Genomic DNA, 26824 nt, shown 5'->3' on the forward strand with positions numbered 1-26824 from the left:
TGTGGATCGCGATTCGATATAGCGCATAAATCGCATGGTGTGTTGCGTCGGGCGCAACACACCAACCCTGCGCACGTCAGAATGCGGGTTCGTACCCCGGTGGCAGTTCGTCATCCTTGTCTTCCAACCCGCTGGCGGCGGGATTGTTGGACGAATGGATGCCGCATTCTGTCTTGTTCCAGCCGCGCCACCGTCCGGCTCGGGGGTCCTCCCCCTCCGCAACCGGGCTGGTGCACGGTTCGCACCCCACGGACAGGTAGCCTTGGCCTTCCAGCGGATGACGCGGCAGGTCATTGGTCGTGAACCAGGCGTCGAGGTCGGCCTTGGTCCAGTCGCCCAACGGATTGATCTTCAGCCGGCCATCCTCGATCTCGAACCGGGGCAGGTTCTGGCGGGTAGAGGACTGGAACGCCTTGCGGCCAGAGATCCACGCATCGAGCCCCTGCTTCGCGCGGGCGAGCGGTTCCACCTTGCGGATGGCGCAGCACCCATCGGGGTCCCAGCCCCAGCGCAGCCCCGCCTCATCCTTGGTGGCGAGCACGGCGGGATCGGGCCGCACGACCCGGCTGTCGGTGAAGCCCAACCGCCCGATCAGCGTGTCGCGATAATCGAGCGTTTCCTTGAACATCTTCTGCGTGTCGACGAAGATCACCGGCACGGTCGGGTCCGCCTTTGCCACTAGGTCCAGCAGCACGGCGCTTTCCGTGCCGAAGGAGGAGACCACGGCGACGCGGCCCAGCGATCCCTCGGCAAACAGCTCCGCCAGCATCGTCTGTGCGTCGACGCCGGCAAAACGGGCGTTCAGCGCCTCAGCGTCGGCTTGCGTCCACGCCGGCGCGGTGTCGATGATGTCGCGGGCGCGGCTAGCCATCGGTGCCACCCCCATGCCGCAGCGCCCAGATCGGCTGGCGCGCGTCGGCCGCGGCCTGGTACACGTCCGGCCAAGTGGCGAAGGCACGCTCCGCATCCGCCACGTTCAGCGGCCGGGCGGGTGCGAAGCTGTCGAAGCCGCAGCGGCGCATATGGCTGAGCTGGTCGATCAGCACGTCGCCCACCGCGCGCAGTTCCCCGGCATAGCCCGCCTCGCGTAGGATACGCGCCGCCGAATAGCCGCGTCCGTCGCCGTAGACGGGGAAGTTCACCTCCACCAACTGGATGCGATCGAGGTGCGGCAGCAGGTCGCGGGCATCGTCGCCCGGCTCTATGCGGACGGCGCTGGCATTGGTCTGCCCGACGAAGGCATCGACCGTCACCGCCGGGTGATCGACCATCTCGTCATCGCGGAAGCGGAACTGCACATCGTCCAGACCGGCAAATTCGCTGTCGGTCGCGCTGATCGGCTCAACCATGGGCAGCCTCCTGCGGCAGCTTGGCAACCGCCTTGATCTCGAACCGGAAGCCCGCCAGCCAGTGCACCCCCGGGAAGGTCAGCGCGGGATAGGGCTTGCCTGGGAAGTATTCCCGCAGCACCGGCAGGATGGTGGGGAAGGCGCCTTCGGGATCGAGCGCGAACAGCGTCATATCGACCACATCGTCGAAGGTGCGACCGGCTGCCTCCAGCACGTCACCCAGGTTTGCGAAAGCAAGACGTACCTCGTCCGCCAGTTCCGGCTCCGGCGTACCATCGGCGCGTGCGCCAACCTGGCCGGAGACGAACAGCAAGCCGCCTGCGCGCACCGCCGGGCTGTAGCCGTGCTCGTCGTACAAAGCGTGCGGGTTGGCAGGATAGACGGTGTCACGCGCCATACAGCGCCTCCTTGAACGGTTCCATGCCGATGCGGCGATAGGTGTCGAGGAAGCGCTCCCCCTCCTCCCGCCGGGCGAGATAGACGTCGGTCGCCTTCTCCACCGCGTCGACCACGCCATCCTCGTCAAAACCGGGACCGGTGATCTTGCCGAGCGATACGTCCGCCGCCTCGCTGCCCCCCAGCAGCAACTGGTAGTTCTCGCGCCCCTTACGATCGACGCCCAGAATGCCGATGTGGCCGGCATGGTGGTGGCCGCAGGCATTGATGCAGCCGCTGATCTTCAGCTTCAGCTCGCCCAGTTTGTCGCCCTTGCCGCTGTCGGCGAAGCGCTGGCTGATCTTCTGCGCCACGGGGATCGCGCGCGCATTGGCGAGGCTGCAATAATCGAGGCCGGGGCAGGCGATGATGTCGCCGATCCCGTCGAGGTTGGGCGTCGCCAGGTCCGCCGCGACCAGTTGCTGCCACAGCTCGAACAGGCGGCGGCGCTCGACATGCGGCAGGACGATGTTCTGCGCATGGGTCACGCGGCACTCGTCGAAGGAGAACTCCTTCGCCAGGTCCGCCATCAGGTGGATCTGCGCCGCCGTCGCGTCGCCCGGAATGCCGCCGACCGGCTTCAGGCTGATCGTGGCGGAGGTGTAGCCGGGCACGCGGTGCCGGTGCGTGTTCTGCCGCACCCATTGCGCGAACAGCTGGTCCGACAGGTCGATGTCATCGTTCAGGCCGGTGACGAAGGCCGGATCGGCGAAGAAGGTGCGGATGCGCTCAAGCTCCGCGAAAGGCGGCTCGACCCCGCTGTCCAGCAGGTGCTGGTATTCGACGTCGACCTGCTTCGCATATTCCTCCGCACCCATTTCGTGCAGCAGGATCTTGATCCGCGCCTTGTACTTGTTGTCGCGGCGACCGTAGCGGTTGTAGACCCTGAGGCACGCCTCCGCATAGGTGATCAGCCGGTCGAGCGGCACGAACTCACGCACCAGATGCGAAATCATCGGCGTGCGGCCCATGCCCCCGCCTACATAGAAGGCCGCGCCCAGCTCGCCCGCGTCATTGCGGTGGATGCGGATGCCGATGTCGTGCAGCCGCATCGCCGCGCGATCGGTCTCGCTGGCGATCACCGCGATCTTGAACTTGCGCGGCAGGTAGGTGAATTCCGGGTGGAAGCTCGACCACTGGCGCATCAGCTCCGCATAGGGGCGCGGGTCCGCCACCTCGTCCGCCGCGGCGCCGGCGAAATGGTCGGCGCTGATGTTGCGGATGCAATTGCCGCTGGTCTGGATGGCATGCATCTCCACCGTGGCGAGATCGGCCAGGATGTCGGGCGTGTCCTCCAGCTTGATCCAGTTGTACTGGATGTTCTGCCGGGTAGTGAAGTGGCCGTACCCGCGATCGTACTTGTCCGCGATCGTGCCCAGCATGTGCATCTGCGTGGAATTGAGCGTGCCATAGGGCACCGCCACGCGCAGCATGTAGGCGTGCAATTGCAGGTACAACCCGTTCATCAGCCTGAGCGGCTTGAACTGGTCCTCCGTCAACTGGCCATCCAGCCGGCGGCGCACCTGGTCGCGGAACTCGGCCACGCGGGCATCGACCATCTGCTGGTCGTAACGGTCATACTGGTACATCAGATCACCCAGGTGCCGGCGGCGGGATCGGCCGGTCGCAAAGTCAGGTCGGTGCGCACGGTGGGGCCGAGCGCGCGGATGCGGTCCTTGATGTGGGCGGGGCGCATGCGGCCATCCTCATCCCGTGTGGCCTCGATCGCGTAGGGCACGTTGACACGGCCTTCCGCCTCCTCGCGCGCGGCAATCACCGGCGCCTGGTCGCCCACGTCGCAGGCATCCTCCACGTGAAGCGACCAGCCGGTGCCGTCCCACCAGGTGACGGCGCCGCTCTTCAGGTCGTTGCCGGTCAGGATCTTCATGCTGCTGCTCCAAGGGCGGTGGTCACCAGCGCGGCATCGTCCGCGCGCGTCACCGCCCCGATAACGATCAGCGCGGGACTGACTACCCCCTGCTGCTCAACCAGATCGGGCAGACCCGCCAGCAGGCCGCGCAGCACGCGCATGGTCGGACGGGCGCCGTTCTCGATCACCGCCACGGCGGTATCGGGAGCAAGGCCGTCGGCCATCAGCTTGTCGGCGATGTGGGGCGCGGTCTTCACGCCCATGAAGATCACCAGCGTGCGGCCCGCACCGGCAAGGCCAGCCCAGTCCTGTTCCGCCAGCCCCTTGCACTGGCCGGCGACAAAGCTGACGATGCTGGCGTGGTCGCGGTGGGTCAGCGGGATCTGCGCGGCGGCGGCGGCACCCAGCGCGCTGGAGATGCCGGGCACCACCTGCACGGGAACGCCGGCAGCGCGGCAAGCTTCCGCCTCCTCGCCCCCCCGGCCGAAGATGAACGGATCGCCGCCCTTCAGCCGCACCACGTCCTGCCCGACGAGCGCATGCCGCACCAGCAGGGCGCTGATCTGGTCTTGCGGCAGCGTGTGGTGCGCGCGCCGCTTCGCCACATCCACCAGCAGCGCATCCGGGCGAGCGAGGGCGAGCACCGCCGGCTCCACCAGCCCGTCATGCACGATCACCGCCGCCTGCCCGATCAGCCGCGCGGCGCGCAGCGTCAGCAGGTCCGGATCACCGGGGCCCGCGCCCACCAGAAAGACTGTGCCAATTGCCATGGCGCCCAGATGCGCATGGCGGCGACATCATTCCAGCGAGAAACGATAGGGCAGGGGCTAGGTCAGCTTTCTCCGCGCTCGTCCGGCGCCGCCCCGCGACTCTCAAGCGCGGCGATCAAGCGCTGGAACTGCTCGCTGTCACGCAGATTCAGGTCGCGCTGCGGGAAGGGCACTTCGATCCCGTTTTCGCGGAAGGTCAGCCACAGCCGCTTCAACACGTCCGACTTCACGTTGCCGACGCCCTCCTCCGGATCGACGATCCAGCAGTGGATGGTGAACAGCAGCCAGCTTTCGCCATAGTCGGACAGCCACACCGTCGGCGGCGGCGTGGTCAGCACGCGCTTGGCCCCCTTCGCCGCCGCCAGCATCAGCTCCTCCGCTTTCACGATGTCGCTGTTGTAGCTGATGCCGACGGGGATCTGCACGCGCACGCGGCGGCTGGAATAGGACCAGTTCTCCACCTGATTGATCATCAGGTTCTCGTTGGGAATCAGGTACTCCTTTTCGTCCCGCGTGATGATGGAGACGGCGCGCACGCCGATCTTGCGGATCTGGCCGAAGGTCTCGTTGCCGGCCATGTCGGTGACGGCGATCACGTCGCCCGGCTTGATCGACCGGTCCATCAGCAGGATGATGCCGGCAATCAGGTTGCCGAAGGTCTTCTGCAGGCCGAAGCCGATGGCGAGGCCGAACGCGCCCGAGAACACGGCCAAGGCGGTGAGATCGATGCCGAGCAGGTCGACGCCCATCAGGACGGCAGTGGTCCATACGACGATGGTGACGATCTTCTCGCCCAGCACCTCCTGCAAGGGGGTGAGGCGCGTTACCTTGCGCAGCAGGCGGTGGCCGAACTTGTTGCCCAGGCGCGCGGCGACGAACACGCCTACGATCACCAGCACCACCACCAGGAAGGTCCACAGCGAGAAGCGCGTATCGCCGACGGTGAAGCCGAATGCGTCCAACCGGGCGATGACCTCACCAACGGTGTCGCTGCGCGTCGTCACCGCGTCGCGTAGCGCCTCTGCCCCCACGAGGTCCTCAGGGGCGTCGGAGATGGTCGGGAGCGGCGAGGGTTGCGTCACCGGCACGTTGATGACGGGCGGCGCCACGTCCACCGGGGCGTCGGTGGCGGTTGAGCTCACGCCCGGTCCATCACCGCGAAGGCCTGGGCGAGATCCGCGATCAGGTCCGCCGGGTCCTCCAGCCCGATCGCGAGCCGCACGCCAAGCCGGTCCGCCGCGTCCCAGCCGGGCTTCGGCCAGGCGCTGGCCGTGCGGATACGTTGCGGATCGAGCGGAATGGCGAGGCTTTCGTAGCCGCCCCAGGAGAAGCCGATGCCGAACAGGCGCAAGGCATCGATCAGCCGGGTACGCGCGGCCACGTCACGGCCACGCAGCACGAAGGAGAACAGCCCGCAGCCGCCGGTGAAATCGCGGCGCCACAGATCATGGCCGGTAGCCCCCGGCAACATCGGGCAGAGCACCTGCGCCACCTCGCTGCGCCCAGCCAGCCATTCGGCGATGGCAAGCGCGCTGGCGGTGGTCCGATCCAGCCGCAGCCCCATCGTCCGCAGCCCCCGAAGCGCCAGAGCCGCGTCGTCCGGGCTCACCACCTGACCCAGGATCTGCGCGCGTTCGCGCAGCCGATCATGCACCGTGGCGGACGCGGTAACGGAGCCGAGCATGAGGTCGGAATGGCCACCGACATGCTTGGTTAGCGCCAGGACGCTCGCATCCACGCCATGCGCCAGCGCGGCAAAACCGGTCGGGCCGGCCCAGGTATTGTCCAGCACGCTCCAGGCGCCATGCGCCCGGGCGATGGCGGCAAGTGCGGGCACGTCGCACACTTCCATCGTCAGGCTGCCGGGGCTTTCCAGCAGCACCACCTTCGTACGCGGGCAGAACGCCGCCTCGTAAGCGGCGAGGTCCAGCGGATCGAACCAGCGCGTCTCGATGCCGAGCGGCCGCAGCAGCTTGTCTGCCAGCGTGCGGCTTGGCTCATACGCGTTGTCGCTCATCAACAGCACGTCGCCCGCATTCAGCAGGCCCAGGAGCGCCCCACTGATGGCGGCCAGCCCGCTGGGGTAGAGCAGGGTGCCGGCGGCGCCCGGCTCGAGCCCGCTCAGCGCATCGCACAGCGCCCAGTGCGTCGGGCTGCCGCGCCGACCGTAATAGAAGTGGCCGTCCGCGTTGGGACGCCCCCGCGCAAGGTCGGCGCAATCGGCATAGAGATGCGTGGAGGAGCGCCAGACCGGCACGTTGACCACCGGCCCCGTCCATTCCGCCCGCCGCCCGGCCTGCACCAGCCGGGTGCCGAGGCGCGCATCGTCGACGGGGTCGCTCATCCCGCAGCCTTCGGCGTGGCCGGGTCCGCGCCCCACTCGCTCCAGCTGCCGTCATACAGCGCGGTGTCGGTCTTGCCCGCCAGCCGCATGGCGAACAGCAGTGCCGCCGCCGTCACCCCGCTGCCGCAGGTCGTGACCACCGGGCGCGACCAGTCGATACCCGCCTCCTCGAACAAGGCGCGCAAGTCGGCCGGCGGCAGGTACGTGCCGTCGGCCGCGAACAGCGCCTTGTAGGGCAGGTTGCGCGATCCGGGGATGTGCCCGCCCGCAAGGTCGGGATTGGCTTCCGGCTCCTCCGCCATGAAGCGGGCGCGGCTGCGCGCGTCGAGCACCTGTTCGCCGCCCGTATCCAGGTTGGCCAGCATGTCCCGCTTGCTGCGCACAATCATGTCGCCGTCCGATGGCCGCCAATCGCCCGCACCCTGCGGGGAAGGCGCGCCAGCTTCCAATGGCCGGCCTTCCGCGCGCCACTTCGGCAGGCCGCCATCCAGGATCGCCACGTCGGCGAAGCCATGCTGGCGGAACATGAACCATGCGCGCGCGGCGGTCCTGATATCGCTGTCGTCGTACAGCACCACGCGGGTGCTGGCGCTGATGCCAAGATTGGCTAGGCGACGGGCGAACTGGTCGGCGCCGGGCAGGGCCGCGGGCACCGGGCTGGCGCGATCGGTCAGCGTCGGCAAATCGAGGAAGCGCGCGCCCGGAATATGCCCGGCGGCAAATTCGGCGACAGGGTCGCGGTTGGCGGCGGGCAGGTGGGCGGAGGCGTCCAGCACCACCAGCCCGTGCGTGCCCGCATTCTCGGCCAGCCAGCCGGTGGAAACGAGTTGGTCCATGCCGGGCTGCGTACCCAATGGCGGCGACGCGGTAAACCGGTTCAGGGCAGCGCCCGCGCGGCGAGCGGCGCCACCACGCGCGGCCCGCCGTCCAGCCGCACGGGCTGTACCTGACCGTTCTGTCCTGGCGGGCCCACCAGCACGGTGGCGGTCCGGCGGCCATGACCCTCCGCCGCGAAGGCCAGCCGCAGCAGCGGCACGAACAACGCCGCCTGTCCCTGGCGGATCGCCGGCGCCTCCGCCAGCGGCAGGCGCAGGTCCGCGGTGATCGCGTGCTGTTCACCGGGGCCGAGCAGCGGCAGGCGCACGATCTCGCGCGCGCCGGCGGCAGGGCCACCCAGTTGCTCTGCCGTCGACAGCGCGCCATGCGCGCCGGTGAGGTCGGCCGTGACCGTAAAGTCGCGCAACGGCTCCGCCCCTTCGTTCACCAGCGTCAAGCGGCAGGCGAGCGCCGCATTCATCAGCGACAGGCTGAGCCGCTCCGGCACGATCTCCAGGTCCAGGCCGGTGAGCGGCGGCAAAGCGGCGGGGGTGGGCGGCGCAGGCAGTGGCGGTGCAGGTGATGGGGCAGGCACCGGCACAGGCGCCGGCACAGGCGTTGGCCGCGGTGGGGCGGCTGTCGGCACAGGTATCGGACGGGGCGCTGGGGCAGGCGGGGCCTCGTCGCCGCGGCGCTTCCTGCGGCGTAGCACCAGCAGCAACGCGCCCCCGGCAATTGCCGCCGCCAGCGCTATCCAGCCGAGCGCGGTAATGCCGCTCCCGTTTCCGTCCTGCGGCGGGGGCGTCGCGGTCGCCTGCTGCAGAGGCGCGGGCGTCTGCGCAGGTGATACGGGAACCGGTGTCGCGGATTGCGGAGGCGCGGGCATCGGACCCACTGGCGCCACGGTCGATGGGGCAGCACTGTCCGGCTGCGCCTGCGGCGTCGGCGTCCTCGGTGTTGGCCTGCTTGCAGCCGTAGGTGCCGGTGTCGGTCTGGGTGTCGCCGACGGCGTCGGCGCGGCGGCTGGCGGCACGACCAGCGGCGGCGCAGCGCTCGGCGTCGTTACCGGGGGGCTTGCGGATGGGGAGGCGGACGGGCGCGTGCCGGGCAGATCGGGCGCGACCGGCCCTTCCTGTTCTGGGCCGGTCGGTGTGGGGGACGGGCGCGATGGCGGCAGACGGAAATCCTGCGGCGCGGTTTGCGCTACGGCGCTTGCCCCCAGCAACAGCCATGCCGTCAGGCTGCCCGCTGATACCTTCTTCATACCCCTGTCCATTCCTGCCGCATGGCGCATGTGGCTGAACGCCTTGTGAACCAACGGCGCCGCCTCTTGTCAGCGGCGGCGGCGCGGGGCAGGGCCCCGTCATGACCGAACCGATGTTCCTGGGGCAGTCAACGCCTCTGCCCGCGTCTCCTGAAGAAGCGCGGCTCGACTACGTGCCCAATCCGCGGGTGGGGGAGATGTTCTGCGTGCGCTTCGCCGCGCCGGAATTCACCAGCCTGTGCCCCGTAACAGGGCAGCCGGATTTCGCGCATCTGGTGATCGACTATCTGCCGGGTGAGACGATCGTCGAATCAAAGAGTCTCAAGCTGTTCCTCGGCTCGTTCCGCAATCATTGCGGCTTTCACGAGGATGTGACCGTCGGCATCGGCCGCCGCCTGTTCGACGAGATGCGCCCGCAATGGCTGCGGATCGGCGGATACTGGTACCCGCGTGGCGGCATTCCGATCGATGTCTTCTGGCAGAGCGATGCGCCCCCGGCCGCGTTGTGGCTGCCCGATCAGGGCGTCGCCCCATATCGCGGCCGGGGGTAGCGGCGGGTCAGATTTCCCGTTCGACTTCACGGCTGGCGGACTGCAGGTCCTCGCCCGCGCCGGACACGGTGTTGCAGGCTGCGGTTGCCATGGTGAGGACGGCCAGGGTGGCGAGGGTTGCTGCACGCAGGGTCATAATAGATCTCCCGAAGGGTTTCAGTGCCCTGCCAACGCCGGCCTTGTAGCTGCGTTCCCCGGCAGACACATCCGCACCCCGCCTGTGCGGTAAACGGGCAACAATACAGGCGACCGACGCCGGCTGATGGCGTCATCAATCCCGGCGCGGCGTCACATGTCGAATCCGCTGTCGAGCAGGTATTCGATCTTCCCCCATCCACTGGGGCTGAGCTGCAGGAACGGATCACGCGCCGTCACCCGCTCCACCAATTGCCTTTGCTCCAGCAGCTCAAGCCAATGCCTGACTGCGCTAGGCGCGATGACGGCGGTGTCGCTGATCGTCGCCACCGTGGCGACGCGCCCCTCGGCTTCGGCCAGGTAGACCTGCAGCAGGATCAGCCAGGCGAAATCGGAAAACAGATCCTCGCCCAGTTGCAGCCGCCTGCGCTGCAGCAGCCCGTCTTCCAGCCGCGCCGCCCGCCACAGACCCTCCGGGCCACGGCGCAGCGATCCGCAATCGATGAGCTGGATGGTCCCGATCAGCTTGCCCGCCTCCCCGCCCTGCAGGCGAGAGACCTGGACGTTCGCCCAGACGAACGATCCATCTGGCCTGACGTAGCGCTTGCGGATGGTGGATGCACCATCCTCGGCCCGCAGGCTGGCGACGGCGATAACGTTGCGGGTGCAATCGTCCGGGTGGGTCAGCGCCGCGAAACTTACCCCGACGAGTTCATGGACCTCCCGATGCATGATCTCGCAAACCTGCGAATCGACGGACAGGAGGTTGCCATACTGGTCCGCCAGCGAATGCCCGATCAGCACGGCACGGCGTCCGTCATGACTTCCTCGTGGTGTTAAGCGTTATCATTATGAGCAAACTTACGACTTTGCACAAGCATCATGCTCGGCAAATGCTTAGCCGCCCGTCGAGCCATGGCAAGCCGGCCAGGCTCCTTCCGGTTCGATGGTCCTTGACCGGACATGAAGGGCAAAGGGATGGTGCGCCGGTGCGAGTGCAACCCGACCCAAGCACTTGCGCGCTCAAGCAGCGCGACAGCGCCGCAGAAGTGGTGCCGGCTACAGGATTCGAACCCGTGGCCCCCTGATTACAAATCAGGTGCTCTACCAACTGAGCTAAGCCGGCCTGCACGAGTGTGCGGATCGCCTAATGCGTCAGGGCACGCCGAAGGTCCAGCCTTCGGTTGCGGCAAGATGCGGGCTCATCGCGGGCGGATGCCACAATGCGGGATCGTCCGCCGCCTGCCGTAGCCATGCCGCGGCGAGCAGCGCGTCCGCCGCATGGTCCGTCACCGGCCCGGTGGCTGGTATCGGCGGGCTGTCGAACTCTAGAAGCGCTGCGTTCAGCGCCGCCATGTCACGCATCTTGGACCGGCCGGTGGTACGCCCGGCCGCCAGCGCCGGAATGGCGGTGTAGATCTCCACCACCACCGATCCTGCCGTCGGCAGCGGATCAACCGGCCAGACCGGCAGCGACGGGGGCAGCCGGTGCAGCAGGCGCATGCCCGCAAGACTCGCCTTGCCGACCTGCGCCGCGCCGACCAGATTGAAGTTGGATGTCGGGCGACAGCCGAGACGATCGGCCTGCGCGCCTTCCGTCACTCGCAACCGGCCGCGGCGATGCCCGGTGCCGGGCAGATGGAACAGGTCACCCTCACGCCCGCCGACCCGGCGGAAATGCCGGCTCGCCTCCGGATGGTCGACGAAGCTGCCGACGCCGAGATGCGGCTCATTGGCGCAGATCGCCTCCACCAGCGTCCACAGCGCACGGGCATCCGGCGGACTGTCACGCCAGCCGGGAAAGAAGGCGCCGCAATCCGCGAACGGCAGCGATATGCCGAGATCAAGGCCGACCAGCGTCGCGGGCGGCAGGTCGGCCACCAGCCAGTCGAGCACCTCGATCCGCGACCATCTGTGACCGGGACGGAGCAATGCGGGGGCACCATCCGCTCCCGCCAGCGCGACCGCGATGCCGCCCTGCCGTTCCCCGGCAGCGCCCGACCAGTCGATCGCGGCGAAGTGGCGGAAACGGCTCATCAGCCGCGCAATTCGTCACGCCGTCGGCTCCACCACGCCATGCGCTCCTTCACCTGCCGCTCGAACCCGCGTTCCACCGGGCGGTAGAAGTCCTGCGCCGGCAGGTCGTCCGGCCAGTAATCCGCGCCGGAGAAGCCGCCCTCGACATCATGGTCGTAGGCGTAGTCCTTGCCGTAGCCGATCTGCTTCATCAGCTTGGTGGGCGCGTTCAGGATGGTGGCGGGCGGCTGCAGGCTGCCGGTCTCCCGCGCGGCCTTCCACGCCGCCTTCATCGCGGCATAGGCGGCGTTCGACTTGGGGGCGGTCGCGCAATACAGGCACGCTTGCACGATCGCCAGCTCGCCCTCGGGAGACCCGAGAAACTGGTACGCCTCCTTCGCGGCGATGCATTGCTGCAAGGCCTGCGGATCGGCGAGGCCGATGTCCTCGCTGGCGAAGCGGGTGATCCGGCGCAGCACATACAGCGGCTCCTCCCCCGCGGTGAGCATCCGGGCGAGGTAGTACAACGCCGCCTGCGGGTCCGACCCGCGCAGCGACTTATGCAGGGCGGAGATGAGGTTGTAATGCCCGTCCCGGTCCTTGTCATACACCGCCACACGCCGCTGCAGGAACGCACCCAGCGCCGCGGGGTCCAGCGGTTCGGTCAGCCGCGCGGCATACAGCGTCTCCGCCTGGTTCAGCAGGAAGCGACCGTCGCCATCCGCGCTGGCGACCAGCGCGGCGCGCGCATCCTCCGTCACCGGCAACGGCCCTTCCAGCGCCTCCGCCCGGTCCAGCAGCCGGCCGAGCGCATCGGCGCCGAGGCGATGCAGGATCAGCACCTGCGCGCGGCTCAGCAGCGCGGCGTTCAATTCGAAGCTCGGGTTCTCCGTCGTGGCGCCGACCAACGTCACCGTGCCCCCTTCGACGAAGGGCAGGAAGCCGTCCTGCTGCGCGCGATTGAAACGGTGGATCTCATCCACGAACAGCAGCGTGCGCTGCCCCGCCGCCCGTGCGCGATCCGCCTCCGCGAACGCCTTCTTCAGGTCTGCCACGCCGGAGAAGACCGCGCTCACCGCATGGTACCGCATCCCGGTCGCATCGGCGAGCAGGCGGGCGATACTGGTCTTGCCCGTGCCCGGCGGCCCCCACAGCACCATGCTGGACAGGCGCCCGGCGGCGACCATGCGGCCGATCGGCCCCTCGGGCCCGGTCAGATGCTCCTGCCCGATGATCTCGGCCAGCGTCCGCGGCCGCAGCCGGTCCGCCAGCGGGGCATCGGCGGCGGGCTCGTCGGGAACGGGGTTCGGGTCGGGATCGGGGGCGAACAGGTCAGGCATCACGCCCGGTGATATAGGTCGCAGGCGCTAATCCAGCCAGCCGCCCGCCAGCCGGTCGATCGCCGCCTGCAGGATGATCGCGGCCGCATGCGAATCGATCCGGTCCGCCCGCTTGGCCCGGCTCATGTCCTGCGCGATCATTGCCCGTTCGGCGCTCTGGGTGGACCAGCGTTCGTCCCACAGCAGGATGGGCCGCTCCAGACCTGCGCAATTGCGGGCGAAGGCGCGAGTCGCCTGCACCCGCGGCCCGGCGCTGCCATCCATGTTGAGCGGCAGGCCAAGCACCAATCCCGCGACCTGGCGCCGGGTGACGAGGTCGCCAAGCACGGCCAGGTCGCGGCTGAACTTGCCGCGCGGCAGCGTGGTTGCCGCGGTGGCGTAGGTCCATCCGGCATCGCAGAATGCGGTCCCGATCGTCTTGGTGCCGAGGTCCAGCCCCAGCAGCACGCCGCCCTGCGGCAGCGCATCGGCGAAGGCGCGCGCCTCTTCGGTGATCAGCGTGTCTGCCATGCACTCACGCGGCGCACCACGTCCTCCCTGAGGTTCCGCCAGAACAGCGGTATGTCGTAGACGTGGTAATTGTTGCCCGGCAGCACGTATGGGCCAAGCTCCGGCGGATCGCCGATCAGCAGGATGCCGCTGGCATCGCACCGCGCGGGGACTGCGCCCGCCACCAGCGCGCCATCGGCCAGCGACTCCTCCGGCACCAGCGTGCCCAGATTGGCGGTCGCCGGCGCCTCGCCGCCGACCTGCCCGGTGAGCGGGTTGCTGCACAAGATCGGGCTGTCGCCGCGCGGCTCCCCGTCATAGCCGGGGCTGGCGGCATAGGTGCGCAGCAGGTCGCCAGGGTCAGCCGGCTCGGCGAAGCTCGACCAGCTGACGATGCAGCCGGCATCGCCCGGCCCAGCGCAGGCTGGCAGCGGCAGCGCCGGCAGGTCATGCGCGACGGAGATCGGCCAGCCGATCGCGTAGACCGCCGCGATGCGATCGGCGGCCGGTGTGCCCGCCACCTCTTCCCGCAGCAGGCGCAGCAGGTGCAGCGCGCCCTGGCTGTGGCCCGCCAGCACGATCGGCCGGTTCGGGTCGGCCTCTGCCAGGAACACGGCGAAGGCCTGCGCCACGTCGGCATATGCGGCGTCGATCGCGCGCTGTCCATCGGGCGCATCGGTCAGGAACGCGCCGAAGGTCGCCTGCCGGTACTTGGGGGCCCACAGTTCCGCCGCGCGGTTGAAGGGACTGGCAAGGCCGCGCACGAAGGTCCGCGCGCGGGTCTGGCTCTGTGCGTCATCCAGGGCTGCGTTCCAGCTCGTCCGTTCCAGGAAGCTGGTCGGGTGGACGAAGAACACGGCGAAGGGCAGGTCCTCTTCCTGCGGAACCCCGGCGGGCAGCCACCGTGCCGGGTCCGTGTCGCGCCGGATGCCGGGGCGCGCCAGCCACATGGTGGGATCGGTGTAGGCTGTCCGGGCGAGCGGTGCCTGCGCCTGGAAGCCGTCGGTGGGGATGAAGGCGACCCGCGCCAGATCGCTGCCCCAGATCCGCAGGGCGAACAGCACGCCGGCCCCCAGCACGATGATCCCGGCCATGACATACAGGAACTTACGCGCCACCCGGCAACTCCGTCGTGCCCGCCATGCGCGCCTGCAACCGTTCGCTGCGGCGTTCCAGCGCGACCTTGATCATCGCCATCAGCGGATCGGCCAGAAACAGGCCCAGGATGCCGAACAGGATTCCCATCACCAGCTGCGCCGCCAGCACCAGCGCGGGCGCGAGGTCGACCGTCTTGCGGGCGATCACCGGCACCACGACATAGCCGTCGAACACCTGCACGACGACGTAGACCGCGATGGTGTACAGCCCCATGTCGACCCCGCCGGAAAAGCCGACCAGCACCATCAGCAGGCCGGACACGATTGCGCCGACATTGGGCAGGAACGCCAGCAGACCCGTCAGGATGCCCAGCAACGCCGCCATCGGCACGCCCCAGAAGGCGAGCAGCGCGTAGGTCAGCACTCCTTCGAACACCATGCCGATCAGCCGCCCGGCCAGCAGCCGGCGCATGGTGGTGGCCATGCGTACCATGGTGACGTGGAAGTCGCCGCGCTGCTCCGCCGGCAGCATCCAGCCCAGCCCGCGTTCGTACAGGCGCGGCTCCAGCGCGACATACAGGCCGATGATCAGGATCAGGAACAGGGTGGTGAGCCCGCCCACGAACCCGCCTATGTAGCGGGTGACGAGGCTCACCCCGTTCATCAGCTGGCCGGCCATGTTCTGCACAGTCGACAGGTCGATGGCGACTCCCCGGTTCTGCAACCAGGCCAGGGTGCGGATACCCTGCTGCTGCACCAGCGTCGGTAGCTGCGCCGCCTCCTGCGAGATCTGCGATCCGGTGAAGTAGAACAGCCAGGTGAAGAACGCGATCGACAGCAGCAGGACGATCAGGATGCGCAGGGTACGGCCGACCGGCAGCACCCGGCCCAGCAGGCGCGCCCCGCCATCGATCAGTGCGGCGAAGACCAGCCCACCGAATATCACCAGGATCGATTGGGAAATATAGACGAACAGCACCGCCAGCCCGACCACCACGACCCAGGCGATCGCCCGTTGCACCTCCAGCCGGATGGCCGGGTTCAGGATGCGGGCCGGGCTGGGGCGCTGATCAGGATCGCTGTCGGGCCCGGTGTCGATGTTGTCGGTCACGGCAGCGCGACGCGCAGGTGACCCCATCGTTCCCACGCCGTCACGGCGCGTCGCGTTCCGGCCTGAGGGAGGCGAGCGCCCGCCCATCGCGCAGGGCGGCCGGCCATGTCAGCGGGTTCCAGCTTTCGCTGCCGTCGAGGGAGAAGGTCACGATCTCCGCCCGACCACCGACATCGGCGATCGGCACCGGTCCGCCCAGCCCGTTGCCGAACGGCGCGGCATCGGCACGGCTGTCCGCCGAATGATCGCGATTGTCGCCCATCAGGAACACATGATCCGCTGGCACCGTGATCTCCGGCCGGTTGTCCAGCCAGCCGTCGGGATTGTCGTCGAGCACCAGGTAACTGGCCCCGTTGGGCAGCGTCTCGCGGTAGGTCGGCGGCTCATATACCTGCCGTCCGTCGGACAGCGTCTGGCGATACCGCTCGAACGGGGCGAGGCACGGCGTCCCCTCGCATAGCTGCGCATCGGCCACCGGGATGCGCGCGGGCGGGACCATCTCCTGCGGCACCACCTCCCCGTTCAGGATGATCCGCCCGTCGGCCACCGCGATCCGGTCGCCGGGCAGGGCGACGACCCGCTTGATGTAATCCTCGTTGCTGCCGGGCGGGACGACGATCACGATGTCGCCATATTGCGGCGTCGCCGGCATGATCCGGGTGGCGGAGCGCGGCAGCAGGTGAAAGCTCGCCGACACCCAGCTCCAGCCATAAGGATACTTGCTGACGATCAGCCGGTCGCCGACCTGCAGGTTGGGCAGCATGGAGATGGACGGGATGTAGAACGGCTTCGCCACCAGGCTGTGGAACGCCAGCACCGCCAGCAGCATCAGCGCAAGTCCGCGCAGTTCCGCCAGCCAGTTGATGCGCGCCTTCGCAGTCTGGGCGGGCGGGTCGGTGACAGGCGGGACCATGCTGTCAGTCGGGGCGGAGCTCATGCGGGCTTCCAGGATCACGAAGGCTTGCGCCCATGGATGATCGTCGGTGAGGGTGAGATGAACATGCACGACGTGGCCGGTCGGCGTCAGTTCCGCCAGCCGCGCGGCGGCACCGCCGGTCAGGGCCAGAGTGGGCGCGCCGCCGGGCAGGTTCACGACGCCGATGTCCTTCATCCACACGCCGCGATAGAAGCCGGTGCCCACCGCCTTGCTGAAGGCCTCCTTGGCCGCGAACCGCTTCGCGTAGGTGCCGGCGCGGGTGTAGGGGCGCCGGGCGGCCTTGGCGCGTTCCACATCGGTGAAGCAGCGCTGCTCGAACCGATCGCCATGCCGGTCGAGCGCGGCCTGGATGCGCTCGATATTGCACAGGTCGGAACCAAGGCCGATGATCACGCGCGCCCGCCCGCCGCCATGCCGGAAAGTGCTTTCCTACAGGCCCGCCGCATGGCCTTGCATGGGAGATGACCGGTTGCACCGCCGCAGATGATTCGACCCCGCCGCTGGCTGAGGGAGGTGTCAACTTTGTGTAAACTTTCGCGCGCCGGTGCGGTCATCGCGCATCGTCCATCAGCTCGCGCATCTGCCTGACGGCCTGCTCCAGCCCCACGAACACCGCCTCGCCGACAAGGTAGTGGCCAATGTTCAGCTCGGCGAGCTGCGGGATGGCGGCGATCGGCTGGACATTGTCGTAGGTCAGGCCGTGGCCCGCATGCGGCTCGATACCGTTCTTGGCGGCAAGCGCGGCCATGTCCGCCACCCGCCGCAGCTCGGCGGGCAGGGTGTCGGGGCCGGCGTGGGCATATTCGCCGGTATGGAACTCCACCACCGGTGCGGAAAGCCGCATGGCGGCTTCCAGCTGGCGTTCCTCCGGCGCGATGAACAGGCTGACGCGGATACCGGCATCCAGCAGCCGGCCGACGATCGGCGCCAGCCGGTTGTGCTGCCCGGCGGCATCGAGGCCACCTTCCGTCGTGCGCTCCTCCCGCCGTTCCGGCACCAGGCAGGCGGCATGGGGCCGATGGGCGAGGGCGATGGCGACCATCTCCTCCGTCGCGGCCATCTCCAGGTTCAGCGGCAGGTCGGTCGCATCCTGGATGCGACGCAGGTCGTCGTCGCGGATATGGCGGCGATCTTCCCGCAGATGCGCGGTGATGCCGTCGCCGCCCACGCGGGCGACGATTTCCGCCGCGCGGACCGGATCGGGGTGGGCGCCGCCACGGGCGTTGCGGATGGTGGCGACGTGGTCGATGTTGACCCCCAGCCGCAGCCGCCCGGCGCCGCCCGGTGCCATCAGGCGCGGCTGCCCGGCTTGGTGACGGGCTTGGCCGCCAGTTCGGGCGGCAGCTCTTCGGGGGCGTAGGTCGGGAAGTTGATCTCCACCAACGGGTAGAACGGCACGCCCAGGTCCACGGTGCCGCCCGACCGGTCGACCAGCGCGACCTCCGCCAGGACCTCGCCGCCTGCGGCAACGACCGCCTTCATCGCCTCCCGGCTGCTGAGGCCGGTGGTGACCACATCCTCCACCATCAGCACCCGCGCCCCCGGGTCGATGGTGAAGCCGCGGCGCAGTTCGAATGTGCCTTCCGGCCGCTCCAGGAAGATCGCGTCACGTTCCAGCGTGCGGCCGACCTCGTGCCCGATGATGAGCCCGCCCATTGCGGGGGAGACGACCACGTCGATCCGCGCCCGCAGGTCGCGCGGCAGCTTCTGCACCAGTGCCCGGGCCAGCCGGCCGGCACGGTCCGCGTTCATCAGCACGCGGGCGCATTGCAGGTACCAGGCGCTGTGACGGCCACTCGACAGGCGGAAGTGCCCCTCCAGCAAGGCGTGGCTGGCGCGGAATTCGGCAAGCACCTCGTCATCGGTCATGGTCGGCAACCTGTCCCCCATCAGCCGCGCCCGCAGGTATGCGAAGGCGTGAAGCGCCACCCGTAGAAGCGCTTGGCACAGGGGGCAAGCGGGCGCAGCACCCGTCGGCGGCACAGTGCACAGGGCCGTTGCCTTCGCTGCGGATTGCTGCCAGTTTGCAACGATTAGTTGGCGTTATTACAGACCGGCGGGATGATGGATCTGGGCATTTTCGGATTGCGGCGGCACGATCGCCTTTGGCCGCTGGTGGCAGCGCTGGCACTGGGCGGCGGGGCCGTTCCGGCCTTGGCTGCCGTCCCGGCGACTGAGCCTGGCGCCGCGGTGACGAGTGTGGAGGATACGCAGTCCCCCAATGTCGCCAATGACGCCGTGCCCCCCGCCGCCGCGGCGGATGCGTCCACCACCGATGCGACCGCGGGGGAACAGGCGGGCGGCGGTTACACGCCGCTCGGGCCCGAATGGATCAAGGGGCAGCCGACACCCGGCGCCATGACCTTCCAGCAGCAGTACTCGCCCACTGGGCATTACGCGCTGTGGATGCACGATGCGATTCTGATGCCGCTGATCACCGCAATCAGCTTGGTAGTGCTGGTCCTGCTGCTGTGGGTGGTCGCCCGCTTCAACCGGCGCGCCAATGCGGTGCCCAGCCGTACTAGCCACAACACCCTGATCGAGGTGATCTGGACGCTGGTGCCGGTGCTGATCCTGGTCGGCATTGCCGTCCCGTCCATCACCCTGCTGTCGCGCCAGTACCGCAGCCCGCCGGAAGATGCGCTGACGGTGAAGGTCACCGGTTATCAGTGGTATTGGGGTTATTCCTACCCGGACAATGGCGGGTTCGAGGTCATCAGTAACATGATGGACGAAGGCGAGGCGATCGCCCGTGGCGAGCCTGCGCAGCTGGCGGTGGACAACCGCATGGTGGTGCCGGTGGGCGAGCCCATCCGCATCCAGACCAACGGCGCGGACGTCATCCATTCCTTCGCCGTGCCCAGCCTGTGGTTCAAGATCGACGCGGTGCCCGGCCGCCTGAACGAACGGGTGCTGACCATCGACGAGCCCGGCATCTATTACGGCCAGTGCTCCGAGCTATGCGGCGCGCGTCATGGCTACATGCCGATCGCGGTGGAGGCGGTGCCCCGTCCCCAGTTCGAGGCGTGGCTGCTGTCCAAGGGCGGTACGTTGAGCAACGGAACGAGTGAGGGTGCCGCCACCCCTGTATTGTCGCCCCCGCAGGAACCCGAAAGCGGCGTGGAAGGCGCGCCTGGCGCCGGCGCCCCGCCGACGGAAGAGACCGCACCCGGCACTCCGGTGCCCGAGGCCGCGTGATGACCCGCGCCGCCGCCACCCCATTTGCTGAACACGCTGGCAGGACCTGCTGACCATGGCCACCACCGCCCCCGCCTCTGGCAGCGCCTTCCAGGCGCATCACGACGATCACGCGCATCACCATGACGCCGATCACAAGCCGCCGTTCTTCCAGCGCTGGTTCATGTCCACGAACCACAAGGACATCGGCACGCTGTACCTGATCTTCGCCATCTGCGCCGGGATCATCGGCGGCGCGGTGTCGGGCATCATGCGCATGGAACTGGCGGAACCGGGCATCCAGTACCTTGGCTGGTGGGTCGAGTTCCTGGGCGGCGGCCCGGCCGACTTCGACAAGAACGGCCATATGTGGAACGTGCTGATCAGCGCGCACGGCCTCATCATGGTGTTCTTCATGGTCATGCCGGCCATGATCGGCGGCTTCGGCAACTGGTTCGTGCCACTAATGATCGGCGCGCCCGACATGGCGTTCCCGCGCATGAACAATATCAGCTTCTGGCTGACCGTGGCGGGCTTCTGCTCGCTGATGTTCAGCGCCTTCGTGCCCGGCGGCACCGGTCTTGGCGCGGGCACCGGCTGGACGGTCTATGCTCCGCTGTCGACCAGCGGCAGCGTCGGCCCCGCAGTCGATTTCGCGATCTTCTCTCTGCACTTGGCTGGCGCAGGCTCGATCATGGGCGCGATCAACTTCATCACCACCATCTTCAACATGCGCGCACCGGGCATGACGCTGCACAAGATGCCTCTGTTTGTGTGGTCCGTGCTCGTCACCGCGTTCCTGCTGCTGCTGGCGCTGCCGGTGCTGGCCGCGGCGATCACCATGCTGATCACCGACCGCAATTTCGGCACCACCTTCTTCGATCAGGCAGGCGGCGGCGACCCGGTGCTGTACCAGCACCTGTTCTGGTTCTTCGGTCATCCGGAAGTGTACATCATGATCCTGCCGGGCTTCGGCATGATCAGCCAGATCGTCGCGACCTTCAGCCGCAAGCCGGTGTTCGGCTATCTCGGCATGGCCTACGCCATGGTGGCGATCGGCGTGGTCGGGTTCATCGTGTGGGCGCACCACATGTATACGACCGGCCTCGACGTGAACACGAAGATGTACTTCACCGCCGCCACCATGCTGATCGCGGTGCCGACCGGCGTGAAGATCTTCAGCTGGATCGCGACGATGTGGGGCGGCAGCCTGGAGTTCAAGTCGCCCATGGTGTGGGCGCTGGGCTTCATCTTCCTGTTCACCGTCGGCGGCGTCACCGGCGTGGTGCTGGCCAATGGCGGCGTGGACGACAATCTGCACGACACCTACTACGTCGTCGCGCACTTCCACTACGTGCTGTCGATGGGCGCGGTGTTCTCCATGTTCGCCGCCTTCTACTACTGGTTCCCGAAGATGAGCGGCCGCTGGCATTCGGAACTGCTGGCCCACATCCACTTCTGGGGCTTCTTCGTGGGCGTGAACGTGATCTTCTTCCCCATGCACTTCCTGGGCATGAACGGGATGCCGCGCCGCTACCCCGACTACACGCCGGCTTTCGCCTACTGGAACGAGATCGCGTCCACCGGCTACCACATCATGGCGGCATCGATGCTGGTGTTCTTCATCAACATCGCCTGGGCGCTGGTCGCCGGGCGCAAGGCGGAAGGCAATTACTGGGGCGAGGGGGCGACCACGCTGGAATGGACGCTGTCCAGCCCGCCGCCGTTCCACCAGTACGAAACCTTGCCGGTGATCGAGAGCCACCACGACTACCACAACCACATCGGTGCGCCCGGCTCCGCGCCGGCGCACTGAGGCGGATGGCGGGGGCCGGTGCCTAGTGGCGGATGAACAACGCCACGGAGACGGTATGGCCGATCCGCGTCGTGCCCGCGCCGTCCACCAGTTGGTTGAGGTAGCCCGCCTCAACGGTGGACGCGCCGGGCAGCGGCAGTTCGGCGCCCACGAAGGTGCGCAACTGGTCAAACCCGCCACGCGCGCCCCAATCGGTATCGTTCAGCGCCACGAACCCCTCGATGGAGCCGAGCAGCGCCGGCCCGCCCGCCTCGTCCAGCGCATGTTCGTAACGGATCATCTGTCGCAGCCGGAAACCCGTATCGTCGCCCACCTCGTTCCAGCGCTGTTCGAATCGGGTGCGGGATTGCCATTCCCGCGCGCCCCGCTGGATGGTCCAGCTCACCTGCTGGAACGATCGGTCCTCGTCCCGAGAACCGCCGCCCGCCACCGGCTGCAGCACGCGGGCATAGCCTTGGTACACCGTGACGTCCTGCGACACCGCCACGCCGATCGCCGGCCGCAGCAATATCTGCGATACGCGCGACAGGTCGTCCGTGACGCGCGGTTGCACCTCCGCGAAATAGACGAGGTCGCCGGTGACCCTGCCGAGCACCGTCAGGTTGCCCCAGGCCTGCAGGTCGTGGCTGGTTTGCGCATGGGCGGGCAGGGCGGCACAGCCGGCGGCGGCGGCGAGCAGAATGGCATGGATACGCATGGCCGCCGGTAGAGCAGTATCGGCAGGCCCGCGCAACGCGGGCGGCGGGCGGTTGGCCCCGGCGCCGCTCGGCGCTATAGGCCCGGCCATGTCCACGGTCTCCAACCCTCCGGTGTCCGCATCGGCCGTGCAACTACCTGCCGACTGGCGCGACTTCGTTGCCCTGACCAAGCCGCGCGTGATGAGCCTGGTGGTGTTCACCGGCCTGTGCGGCCTGCTGGCCGCGCCCGGCAGCATCAACCCCGTGCTGGGCTTCGCCGCCATCCTGTGCATCGCGCTGGGCGCCGGCGGTGCCGCGGCGCTGAACCAGTGGTGGGAAGCGGATATTGACGCGTTGATGAAGCGCACGTCCCGGCGCCCGCTGCCGACCGGCCGCATGGCCCGGACCGATGCGCGCGATTTTGGCGTGGCGCTGTCGTGCATCTCCGTCGGCATCATGGGCCTTGCCATCCATTGGTTGGCCGCGGCAGTGTTGGCCGTCTCGATCGTGTATTATGCGGTGGTCTATACGATCTGGCTGAAGCCGCGCACGCCCCAGAACATCGTCATCGGCGGCGGCGCCGGCGCCTTCCCGCCGCTGATCGGCTGGATCGCGGTGACGGGCGAGATCACCGCCATGCCGGTACTCCTGTTCGCAATCATCTTCCTGTGGACACCGCCGCACTTCTGGGCACTGGCGCTGTTCGTGCGCAGCGATTACGCCAATGCCGGCATTCCGATGCTGCCCGTTGTCGCGGGGCAAGCCGCTACACGGCGGCAGATCCTGATCTACACACTGGTGCTGCTGCCGGTGACGCTGGCGCCGTGGGCGATCGGCGGCACGGGGGCGATCTACGGTATCGCGGCGCTGGCACTGTCGGCGGCATTCACCGTGCTGGCGCTGCCGGTCGCCTTCCGCCGCAGCGGCGCGGACGATCCGATGCGGCCGGAAAAGCGGTTGTTCGGCTTCTCGATCATCTACTTGTTCGCGTTGTTCGGCGCGCTGGTCGCGGACCGGATGCTGCTGGCATGACGCCGGAGGAGCAGCAGGCGATCGAGCGGACCCGCCGCAACCGCAACCGCGCGTTGGGGCTGGCGCTGCTGGCCATGGTGGTGCTGTTCTACGCCATCACCTTCGTAAAGTTCGGCGCGGACTGATGGCGAGTGTGCCGCTCCACCATCGCAACCGCCGCGTCGGGCTACTGGCGCTGCTCGCGGCCTGCGCCATGCTGGGCCTCGGTTTCGCCTCCGTGCCGCTATACCGGCTGTTCTGTCAGGTGACCGGCTTTGGCGGTACCACGCAGCGCGCCAGCCTGGCGGATGCCGACCTTGCCGCGCAGTTCGCCGCCAGCGGCGGCGCGCGCTCGTTCTCCATCCGCTTCGATGCCAACACCGCGCGCGACCTGCCGTGGCAGTTCCGCCCCCGCCAGGTGACCGATCAGGTGGCGGTGGGCGAGCGCGACATGGCCATCTTCGAGGCGCGCAACGACAGCGACCAGCCGATCACCGGAACCGCCACCTTCAACGTGGAGCCGGAGCAAGCGGGCATCCACTTCAACAAGATCCAGTGCTTCTGCTTCACGGAACAGGTCCTGCAGCCGGGGCAGAGCGTCACCATGCCGGTGCTGTTCTTCGTCGACCCCAAGGCGGCGGACGATCCGGCGATGCAGGGCGTCGAACAGATCACGCTGTCCTACACCTTCCACCGCAAGGATCAGTAGACCCGGTGGAAACAGGGCATTAGACTGGCGGCAAGAACAGACAGGGATGAAGGCATGGCCGGCGCGAAGAACCACGAATATCATATCCTGCCACCATCAATCTGGCCCTTCATGGGCTCGGCCAGCGCGCTCACCTTCACCAGCGGCATGGTGCTCTACATGCACGAGCTGCCGGCGGCAGGCGTGGTGTTGGGCCTCGGCATCGCGGGCCTGATCGCGACCTTCTACTTTTGGCTGGGATCCATCGTGCGCGAGGCGCAGGCGGGCGATCACACGCCGGTTGTGCAGCTGCACCTGCGGTACGGCATGATCACCTTCATCGCGTCGGAGGTGATGTTCTTCGTCGGCTGGTTCTGGGCGTGGTTCGACTTCTCGCTGTTCCCGTCCGAGCTGACGGAAGTTGTCGGCGGCGTATGGCCGCCCGCCGGCATCCATGCGGTGATGGACCCGTTCGCCCTGCCGCTGCTCAACACGCTGATCCTGCTGTGTTCGGGCACTACGGTCACCTGGGCGCACCATTCGCTGATCCATGGTGATCGCGAAGGGCTGAAGACCGGCCTATGGCTGACGATCATCCTGGGCGTGCTGTTTTCCTTCGTGCAGTTCTACGAATACGCCCATGCGCCGTTCGAATTCGGCGGCAACACCTATTCCAGCGCCTTCTTCATGGCGACTGGGTTCCACGGCTTCCACGTGCTGGTCGGCACCATCTTCCTCGCCGTGTGCCTGCGCCGGACCTATCTCGGCCACTTCACCCCGCGCCAGCATTTCGGGTTCGAGGCGGCGGCCTGGTACTGGCACTTCGTGGACGTGGTATGGCTGTTCCTGTTTATCACCGTCTATGTCTGGGGCGGCTGGGGCGCCGAATACCATTGATGCCGGCCGGGCGGCACCTGCCGCTGCTGCCGACGGTGCTGGTGCTGGCGGCGGTCGCCGCCATGCTGGCGCTGGGCGTGTGGCAATTGCGCCGTGCGGAGTGGAAGGAGGCACTGATCGCCCGCTACGCCGGTGCGGAACGCCTGCCGCCAGTGGCCTGGCCGCGCGATGCGGCGGCGGCCGAGGCGGCGCTGTACCGGCCCGGCGGCTTCACCTGCGCGCAAGTGCTCGCCATTCGCGAAACCGCCGGCCGCTCCGCCAAGGGGCAGTCCGGCTGGGCGCATGTCGCCCGCTGCCGTCTGGACGAGGGCGGAGAGGCGGAGGTTGCGTTGGGCTGGTCGGCGGAACCCACGCCGCCCGTATGGACCGGGGGCACCGTCAGCGGCACGATCGCTCCGGCAGGGAATGGCGCCCGACTGGTGGCCGATCCGGCTGAGGCCGGGTTGCAACCCCTCGCCCGGCCGGACCCGCGCGCGCTGCCGAACAACCACCTGGCCTATGCCGGGCAATGGTTCTTCTTCGCCGCCACGGCGTTGGTCATCTATGCGCTGGCGCTGCGCCGCCGACGCGCGCCGGCGGCGCTTGCCACCCTTGCCCCTCGCGGCTAGGCGCGCGGGCACGATGGACTACATCTCCACCCGCGGCGCCGCGCCCGCGCTCGACTTCGAACAGGTCACGCTGACCGGCCTTGCCGCTGACGGCGGGCTGTACCTGCCGCGGGAATGGCCACGCTTCACCGCGGCGCAGATCGCCGCGATGCGGGGGCTGCCCTATGCGGAGCTGGCGGTCAGGGTCATGCAGCCCTTCGTCGGCAATAGCCTCACCGAAGACAAGCTGCGCGACCTGTGCACCCGCGCTTATGGCCGGTTTGACCACAAGGCCGTCACCCCGCTGCGCCAGCTGGACGAGCAGCATTGGCTGCTGGAACTGTTCCACGGCCCCACACTGGCGTTCAAGGACGTGGCGCTGCAATTGCTGGGCCGCCTGTTCGAGGAGTTCCTGAGCCGCCACGAAGGTCGCCTGACCATCGTCGGCGCGACCAGCGGCGATACCGGCAGCGCCGCGATCGACGCGGTGGCGGGCCGCGACAATGTCGAGATCTTCATGCTCCACCCGCAGGGCCGCGTCAGCGACGTGCAGCGGCGACAGATGACCACGGTGCTGGCGCCCAACGTCCACAACATCGCCATCGACGGCAGCTTCGACGATGCGCAGGCGATGGTGAAGCGGATGTTCGGCGATGCGGCGGTCAACGGCCCGCTGCGGCTGGGCGCGGTGAACTCCATCAACTGGGCCCGGCTGATGGCGCAGGTGGTGTACTACTTCTACGCCGCGCTGCAGCTTGGCGCGCCGGACCGCGCCGTCGCCTTCAGCGTGCCGACCGGCAATTTCGGCGACGTGTTCGCCGGCCACGTGGCGGAGCGTATGGGCCTGCCGGTCGCCCGGCTGATCGTCGCCACCAACGTCAATGACATCCTGCACCGCGCGCTCAGCGCCGGCGATTACTCGGCGGGCCTCGTCACCGCCACTGCCGCCCCCAGCATGGATATCCAGGTGTCGAGCAATTTCGAACGCCTGCTGTTCGATTGCGGCGGGCGCGACGGCGCGCTGCTGGCGGAACAGATGCGTAGTTTTGAAAGTAGCCGCGCCATGCGCCTCACCAATGCACAGATCGAAGGCGCCGCGAAAGGCTTCGCGAGCTGCCGTGCGGACGAGATCGAGATGGCGCAGGCGATGGCCTGGGCCAAGGACCAATGCGGGGAACTGATCGACCCGCACACCGCGATCGGCCTCCATGCGGCGCTCGCTGCCGACCTGCCGGCACAAGTGCCGGTGGTGACGCTGGCGACCGCGCACCCCGCCAAGTTCCGCGATGCGGTGGAGCGGGCGACCGGCCAGCGGCCCAGCCTGCCCAATCGCCTGGGTGACCTGTTCCAGCGGGAAGAGCGCTATACCGAGCTGCCCGGCACTTACGAGGCGGTCAGCGCCTACATCCTGCAGCACGCGCATCCGCACGGCTGAGGTCGTGGGCTG

Annotated in this window: 30 protein-coding genes, 1 tRNA gene and 1 pseudogene; 9 read left to right on the forward strand and 23 right to left on the reverse strand. The window is 68.3% G+C overall.

Going from position 1 to position 26824, the window contains the following annotated elements:
- Positions 1-76: 76 nt before the first annotated feature.
- From V5740_RS00570 to V5740_RS00615, 10 genes are all read right to left on the reverse strand, one after another.
- Positions 77-871 carry a phosphoadenylyl-sulfate reductase gene (locus V5740_RS00570; RefSeq protein ID WP_347303154.1) on the reverse strand — a complete coding sequence of 265 codons (795 nt, stop codon included), beginning with the start codon at positions 869-871 and terminating at the stop codon, positions 77-79.
- On the reverse strand, positions 864-1271 hold the full coding sequence (locus V5740_RS00575) for a DUF934 domain-containing protein (protein WP_347304408.1): 408 nt from the start codon (positions 1269-1271) through the stop codon (positions 864-866). Before V5740_RS00575 ends, V5740_RS00570 begins: the two co-directional genes overlap by 8 nt.
- Positions 1272-1341: 70 nt before the next feature.
- The gene (locus V5740_RS00580; protein ID WP_347303155.1) at positions 1342-1746 is read right to left on the reverse strand and encodes a RidA family protein; all 405 of its coding nucleotides are present in this window, start codon (positions 1744-1746) and stop codon (positions 1342-1344) included.
- Positions 1736-3373, reverse strand: a complete 1638-nt coding sequence (locus V5740_RS00585; protein ID WP_347303156.1) for a nitrite/sulfite reductase — start codon at positions 3371-3373, stop codon at positions 1736-1738. Before V5740_RS00585 ends, V5740_RS00580 begins: the two co-directional genes overlap by 11 nt.
- Positions 3373-3672 carry a DUF2849 domain-containing protein gene (locus tag V5740_RS00590; protein ID WP_347303157.1) on the reverse strand — a complete coding sequence of 100 codons (300 nt, stop codon included), beginning with the start codon at positions 3670-3672 and terminating at the stop codon, positions 3373-3375. The genes V5740_RS00585 and V5740_RS00590 overlap by 1 nt, the downstream gene beginning before the upstream one ends.
- Positions 3669-4424: a uroporphyrinogen-III C-methyltransferase gene (cobA, locus tag V5740_RS00595; RefSeq protein WP_347303158.1), complete on the reverse strand. Its 756-nt coding sequence runs from the start codon at positions 4422-4424 to the stop codon at positions 3669-3671. Before cobA ends, V5740_RS00590 begins: the two co-directional genes overlap by 4 nt.
- Positions 4425-4486: 62 nt before the next feature.
- Positions 4487-5506, reverse strand: a complete 1020-nt coding sequence (locus V5740_RS00600) for a mechanosensitive ion channel domain-containing protein (protein ID WP_347304409.1) — start codon at positions 5504-5506, stop codon at positions 4487-4489.
- A gap of 56 nt (positions 5507-5562) precedes the next feature.
- Positions 5563-6768, reverse strand: coding sequence for a cystathionine beta-lyase (gene metC, locus V5740_RS00605; RefSeq protein ID WP_347303159.1), 1206 nt, complete (start codon positions 6766-6768; stop codon positions 5563-5565).
- Positions 6765-7604, reverse strand: coding sequence for a sulfurtransferase (locus tag V5740_RS00610; RefSeq protein WP_347303160.1), 840 nt, complete (start codon positions 7602-7604; stop codon positions 6765-6767). The genes metC and V5740_RS00610 overlap by 4 nt, the downstream gene beginning before the upstream one ends.
- Before the next feature lie 41 nt (positions 7605-7645).
- Entirely contained in the window at positions 7646-8125 is a 480-nt protein-coding gene (locus V5740_RS00615; protein ID WP_347303161.1) for a hypothetical protein, read from the reverse strand.
- 824 nt (positions 8126-8949) lie between these two features.
- Between V5740_RS00615 and queF the strand changes: the two genes are divergently transcribed.
- Positions 8950-9399, forward strand: coding sequence for a preQ(1) synthase (queF, locus tag V5740_RS00620; RefSeq protein WP_347303162.1), 450 nt, complete (start codon positions 8950-8952; stop codon positions 9397-9399).
- A 7-nt stretch (positions 9400-9406) separates the two neighbouring features.
- On the opposite strand, the gene V5740_RS00625 is transcribed toward queF, so the two are convergent.
- From V5740_RS00625 to pyrE, 12 genes and pseudogenes are all read right to left on the reverse strand, one after another.
- Positions 9407-9535, reverse strand: coding sequence for a hypothetical protein (locus V5740_RS00625; protein ID WP_347303163.1), 129 nt, complete (start codon positions 9533-9535; stop codon positions 9407-9409).
- Positions 9536-9687: 152 nt separating this feature from the next.
- Positions 9688-10338: a PAS domain-containing protein gene (locus tag V5740_RS00630; protein WP_347303164.1), complete on the reverse strand. Its 651-nt coding sequence runs from the start codon at positions 10336-10338 to the stop codon at positions 9688-9690.
- A gap of 246 nt (positions 10339-10584) precedes the next feature.
- Positions 10585-10660 (reverse strand) — tRNA-Thr (locus V5740_RS00635).
- 29 nt (positions 10661-10689) lie between these two features.
- The gene (locus tag V5740_RS00640; RefSeq protein WP_347303165.1) at positions 10690-11571 is read right to left on the reverse strand and encodes a hypothetical protein; all 882 of its coding nucleotides are present in this window, start codon (positions 11569-11571) and stop codon (positions 10690-10692) included.
- Positions 11571-12890, reverse strand: a complete 1320-nt coding sequence (locus V5740_RS00645; RefSeq protein ID WP_347303166.1) for a replication-associated recombination protein A — start codon at positions 12888-12890, stop codon at positions 11571-11573. The genes V5740_RS00640 and V5740_RS00645 overlap by 1 nt, the downstream gene beginning before the upstream one ends.
- A 27-nt stretch (positions 12891-12917) precedes the next feature.
- Positions 12918-13400 carry a Holliday junction resolvase RuvX gene (gene ruvX / locus V5740_RS00650; protein ID WP_347303167.1) on the reverse strand — a complete coding sequence of 161 codons (483 nt, stop codon included), beginning with the start codon at positions 13398-13400 and terminating at the stop codon, positions 12918-12920.
- Positions 13385-14497, reverse strand: a complete 1113-nt coding sequence (locus V5740_RS00655) for a DUF3089 domain-containing protein (RefSeq protein WP_347303168.1) — start codon at positions 14495-14497, stop codon at positions 13385-13387. The genes ruvX and V5740_RS00655 overlap by 16 nt, the downstream gene beginning before the upstream one ends.
- Positions 14487-15587, reverse strand: coding sequence for an AI-2E family transporter (locus V5740_RS00660; protein WP_347303169.1), 1101 nt, complete (start codon positions 15585-15587; stop codon positions 14487-14489). The genes V5740_RS00655 and V5740_RS00660 overlap by 11 nt, the downstream gene beginning before the upstream one ends.
- A gap of 40 nt (positions 15588-15627) precedes the next feature.
- Positions 15628-16500, reverse strand: a complete 873-nt coding sequence (gene lepB / locus V5740_RS00665; RefSeq protein ID WP_347304410.1) for a signal peptidase I — start codon at positions 16498-16500, stop codon at positions 15628-15630.
- A gap of 27 nt (positions 16501-16527) precedes the next feature.
- Positions 16528-16917, reverse strand: a pseudogene (gene acpS, locus V5740_RS00670) (holo-ACP synthase); the annotation flags it as partial.
- A 157-nt stretch (positions 16918-17074) separates the two neighbouring features.
- Positions 17075-17815, reverse strand: coding sequence for a pyridoxine 5'-phosphate synthase (locus V5740_RS00675; protein WP_347303170.1), 741 nt, complete (start codon positions 17813-17815; stop codon positions 17075-17077).
- Positions 17815-18393, reverse strand: coding sequence for an orotate phosphoribosyltransferase (gene pyrE, locus V5740_RS00680; RefSeq protein WP_347304411.1), 579 nt, complete (start codon positions 18391-18393; stop codon positions 17815-17817). Before pyrE ends, V5740_RS00675 begins: the two co-directional genes overlap by 1 nt.
- Before the next feature lie 192 nt (positions 18394-18585).
- Here pyrE and coxB point away from each other — a divergent pair, with 192 nt between their 5' ends.
- Both coxB and ctaD read left to right on the forward strand, forming a co-directional pair.
- Positions 18586-19722, forward strand: a complete 1137-nt coding sequence (gene coxB / locus V5740_RS00685) for a cytochrome c oxidase subunit II (RefSeq protein ID WP_347303171.1) — start codon at positions 18586-18588, stop codon at positions 19720-19722.
- Between the two features lie 55 nt (positions 19723-19777).
- Positions 19778-21517 carry a cytochrome c oxidase subunit I gene (ctaD, locus tag V5740_RS00690; RefSeq protein ID WP_347303172.1) on the forward strand — a complete coding sequence of 580 codons (1740 nt, stop codon included), beginning with the start codon at positions 19778-19780 and terminating at the stop codon, positions 21515-21517.
- A gap of 22 nt (positions 21518-21539) precedes the next feature.
- Here ctaD and V5740_RS00695 read toward each other — a convergent pair whose 3' ends face one another.
- Positions 21540-22214, reverse strand: a complete 675-nt coding sequence (locus V5740_RS00695) for a DUF2490 domain-containing protein (RefSeq protein WP_347303173.1) — start codon at positions 22212-22214, stop codon at positions 21540-21542.
- An 88-nt stretch (positions 22215-22302) separates the two neighbouring features.
- Between V5740_RS00695 and V5740_RS00700 the strand changes: the two genes are divergently transcribed.
- From V5740_RS00700 to thrC, 6 genes are read left to right on the forward strand one after another with little or no spacing between them, the layout of a single operon-like run.
- On the forward strand, positions 22303-23226 hold the full coding sequence (locus V5740_RS00700; RefSeq protein ID WP_347303174.1) for a heme o synthase: 924 nt from the start codon (positions 22303-22305) through the stop codon (positions 23224-23226).
- Positions 23223-23351 carry a hypothetical protein gene (locus V5740_RS00705; RefSeq protein ID WP_347303175.1) on the forward strand — a complete coding sequence of 43 codons (129 nt, stop codon included), beginning with the start codon at positions 23223-23225 and terminating at the stop codon, positions 23349-23351. Before V5740_RS00700 ends, V5740_RS00705 begins: the two co-directional genes overlap by 4 nt.
- On the forward strand, positions 23351-23914 hold the full coding sequence (locus V5740_RS00710) for a cytochrome c oxidase assembly protein (RefSeq protein ID WP_347303176.1): 564 nt from the start codon (positions 23351-23353) through the stop codon (positions 23912-23914). The genes V5740_RS00705 and V5740_RS00710 overlap by 1 nt, the downstream gene beginning before the upstream one ends.
- 54 nt (positions 23915-23968) lie before the next feature.
- Entirely contained in the window at positions 23969-24790 is an 822-nt protein-coding gene (locus V5740_RS00715; protein WP_347303177.1) for a cytochrome c oxidase subunit 3, read from the forward strand.
- Positions 24790-25398: an SURF1 family protein gene (locus tag V5740_RS00720; protein ID WP_347303178.1), complete on the forward strand. Its 609-nt coding sequence runs from the start codon at positions 24790-24792 to the stop codon at positions 25396-25398. The genes V5740_RS00715 and V5740_RS00720 overlap by 1 nt, the downstream gene beginning before the upstream one ends.
- A gap of 13 nt (positions 25399-25411) precedes the next feature.
- Positions 25412-26812: a threonine synthase gene (gene thrC, locus V5740_RS00725; protein ID WP_347303179.1), complete on the forward strand. Its 1401-nt coding sequence runs from the start codon at positions 25412-25414 to the stop codon at positions 26810-26812.
- Positions 26813-26824 lie beyond the last annotated feature (12 nt).

The organism is Croceibacterium sp. TMG7-5b_MA50 (genome assembly GCF_039830145.1).
Taxonomy (GTDB): Bacteria; Pseudomonadota; Alphaproteobacteria; order Sphingomonadales; family Sphingomonadaceae; genus Croceibacterium.

Excerpts from the sequence above, each read along its gene's own strand:
- lepB (WP_347304410.1), bottom strand. The coding sequence starts at position 16,500 with ATGGTCCCGCCTGTCACCGACCCGCCCGCCCAGACTGCGAAGGCGCGC.
- V5740_RS00700 (WP_347303174.1), top strand. The coding sequence starts at position 22,303 with ATGTCCACGGTCTCCAACCCTCCGGTGTCCGCATCGGCCGTGCAACTA.
- ruvX (WP_347303167.1), bottom strand. The coding sequence starts at position 13,400 with ATGGCAGACACGCTGATCACCGAAGAGGCGCGCGCCTTCGCCGATGCG.
- V5740_RS00715 (WP_347303177.1), top strand. The coding sequence starts at position 23,969 with ATGGCCGGCGCGAAGAACCACGAATATCATATCCTGCCACCATCAATC.
- V5740_RS00575 (WP_347304408.1), bottom strand. The coding sequence starts at position 1,271 with ATGGTCGATCACCCGGCGGTGACGGTCGATGCCTTCGTCGGGCAGACC.
- coxB (WP_347303171.1), top strand. The coding sequence starts at position 18,586 with ATGATGGATCTGGGCATTTTCGGATTGCGGCGGCACGATCGCCTTTGG.
- metC (WP_347303159.1), bottom strand. The coding sequence starts at position 6,768 with ATGAGCGACCCCGTCGACGATGCGCGCCTCGGCACCCGGCTGGTGCAG.
- ctaD (WP_347303172.1), top strand. The coding sequence starts at position 19,778 with ATGGCCACCACCGCCCCCGCCTCTGGCAGCGCCTTCCAGGCGCATCAC.
- V5740_RS00570 (WP_347303154.1), bottom strand. The coding sequence starts at position 871 with ATGGCTAGCCGCGCCCGCGACATCATCGACACCGCGCCGGCGTGGACG.
- V5740_RS00720 (WP_347303178.1), top strand. The coding sequence starts at position 24,790 with ATGCCGGCCGGGCGGCACCTGCCGCTGCTGCCGACGGTGCTGGTGCTG.
- V5740_RS00710 (WP_347303176.1), top strand. The coding sequence starts at position 23,351 with ATGGCGAGTGTGCCGCTCCACCATCGCAACCGCCGCGTCGGGCTACTG.
- V5740_RS00675 (WP_347303170.1), bottom strand. The coding sequence starts at position 17,815 with ATGGCACCGGGCGGCGCCGGGCGGCTGCGGCTGGGGGTCAACATCGAC.
- pyrE (WP_347304411.1), bottom strand. The coding sequence starts at position 18,393 with ATGACCGATGACGAGGTGCTTGCCGAATTCCGCGCCAGCCACGCCTTG.
- V5740_RS00695 (WP_347303173.1), bottom strand. The coding sequence starts at position 22,214 with ATGCGTATCCATGCCATTCTGCTCGCCGCCGCCGCCGGCTGTGCCGCC.
- V5740_RS00625 (WP_347303163.1), bottom strand. The coding sequence starts at position 9,535 with ATGACCCTGCGTGCAGCAACCCTCGCCACCCTGGCCGTCCTCACCATG.
- V5740_RS00580 (WP_347303155.1), bottom strand. The coding sequence starts at position 1,746 with ATGGCGCGTGACACCGTCTATCCTGCCAACCCGCACGCTTTGTACGAC.
- cobA (WP_347303158.1), bottom strand. The coding sequence starts at position 4,424 with ATGGCAATTGGCACAGTCTTTCTGGTGGGCGCGGGCCCCGGTGATCCG.
- V5740_RS00640 (WP_347303165.1), bottom strand. The coding sequence starts at position 11,571 with ATGAGCCGTTTCCGCCACTTCGCCGCGATCGACTGGTCGGGCGCTGCC.
- V5740_RS00585 (WP_347303156.1), bottom strand. The coding sequence starts at position 3,373 with ATGTACCAGTATGACCGTTACGACCAGCAGATGGTCGATGCCCGCGTG.
- V5740_RS00645 (WP_347303166.1), bottom strand. The coding sequence starts at position 12,890 with ATGCCTGACCTGTTCGCCCCCGATCCCGACCCGAACCCCGTTCCCGAC.
- queF (WP_347303162.1), top strand. The coding sequence starts at position 8,950 with ATGACCGAACCGATGTTCCTGGGGCAGTCAACGCCTCTGCCCGCGTCT.
- thrC (WP_347303179.1), top strand. The coding sequence starts at position 25,412 with ATGGACTACATCTCCACCCGCGGCGCCGCGCCCGCGCTCGACTTCGAA.
- V5740_RS00705 (WP_347303175.1), top strand. The coding sequence starts at position 23,223 with ATGACGCCGGAGGAGCAGCAGGCGATCGAGCGGACCCGCCGCAACCGC.
- V5740_RS00590 (WP_347303157.1), bottom strand. The coding sequence starts at position 3,672 with ATGAAGATCCTGACCGGCAACGACCTGAAGAGCGGCGCCGTCACCTGG.
- V5740_RS00610 (WP_347303160.1), bottom strand. The coding sequence starts at position 7,604 with ATGGACCAACTCGTTTCCACCGGCTGGCTGGCCGAGAATGCGGGCACG.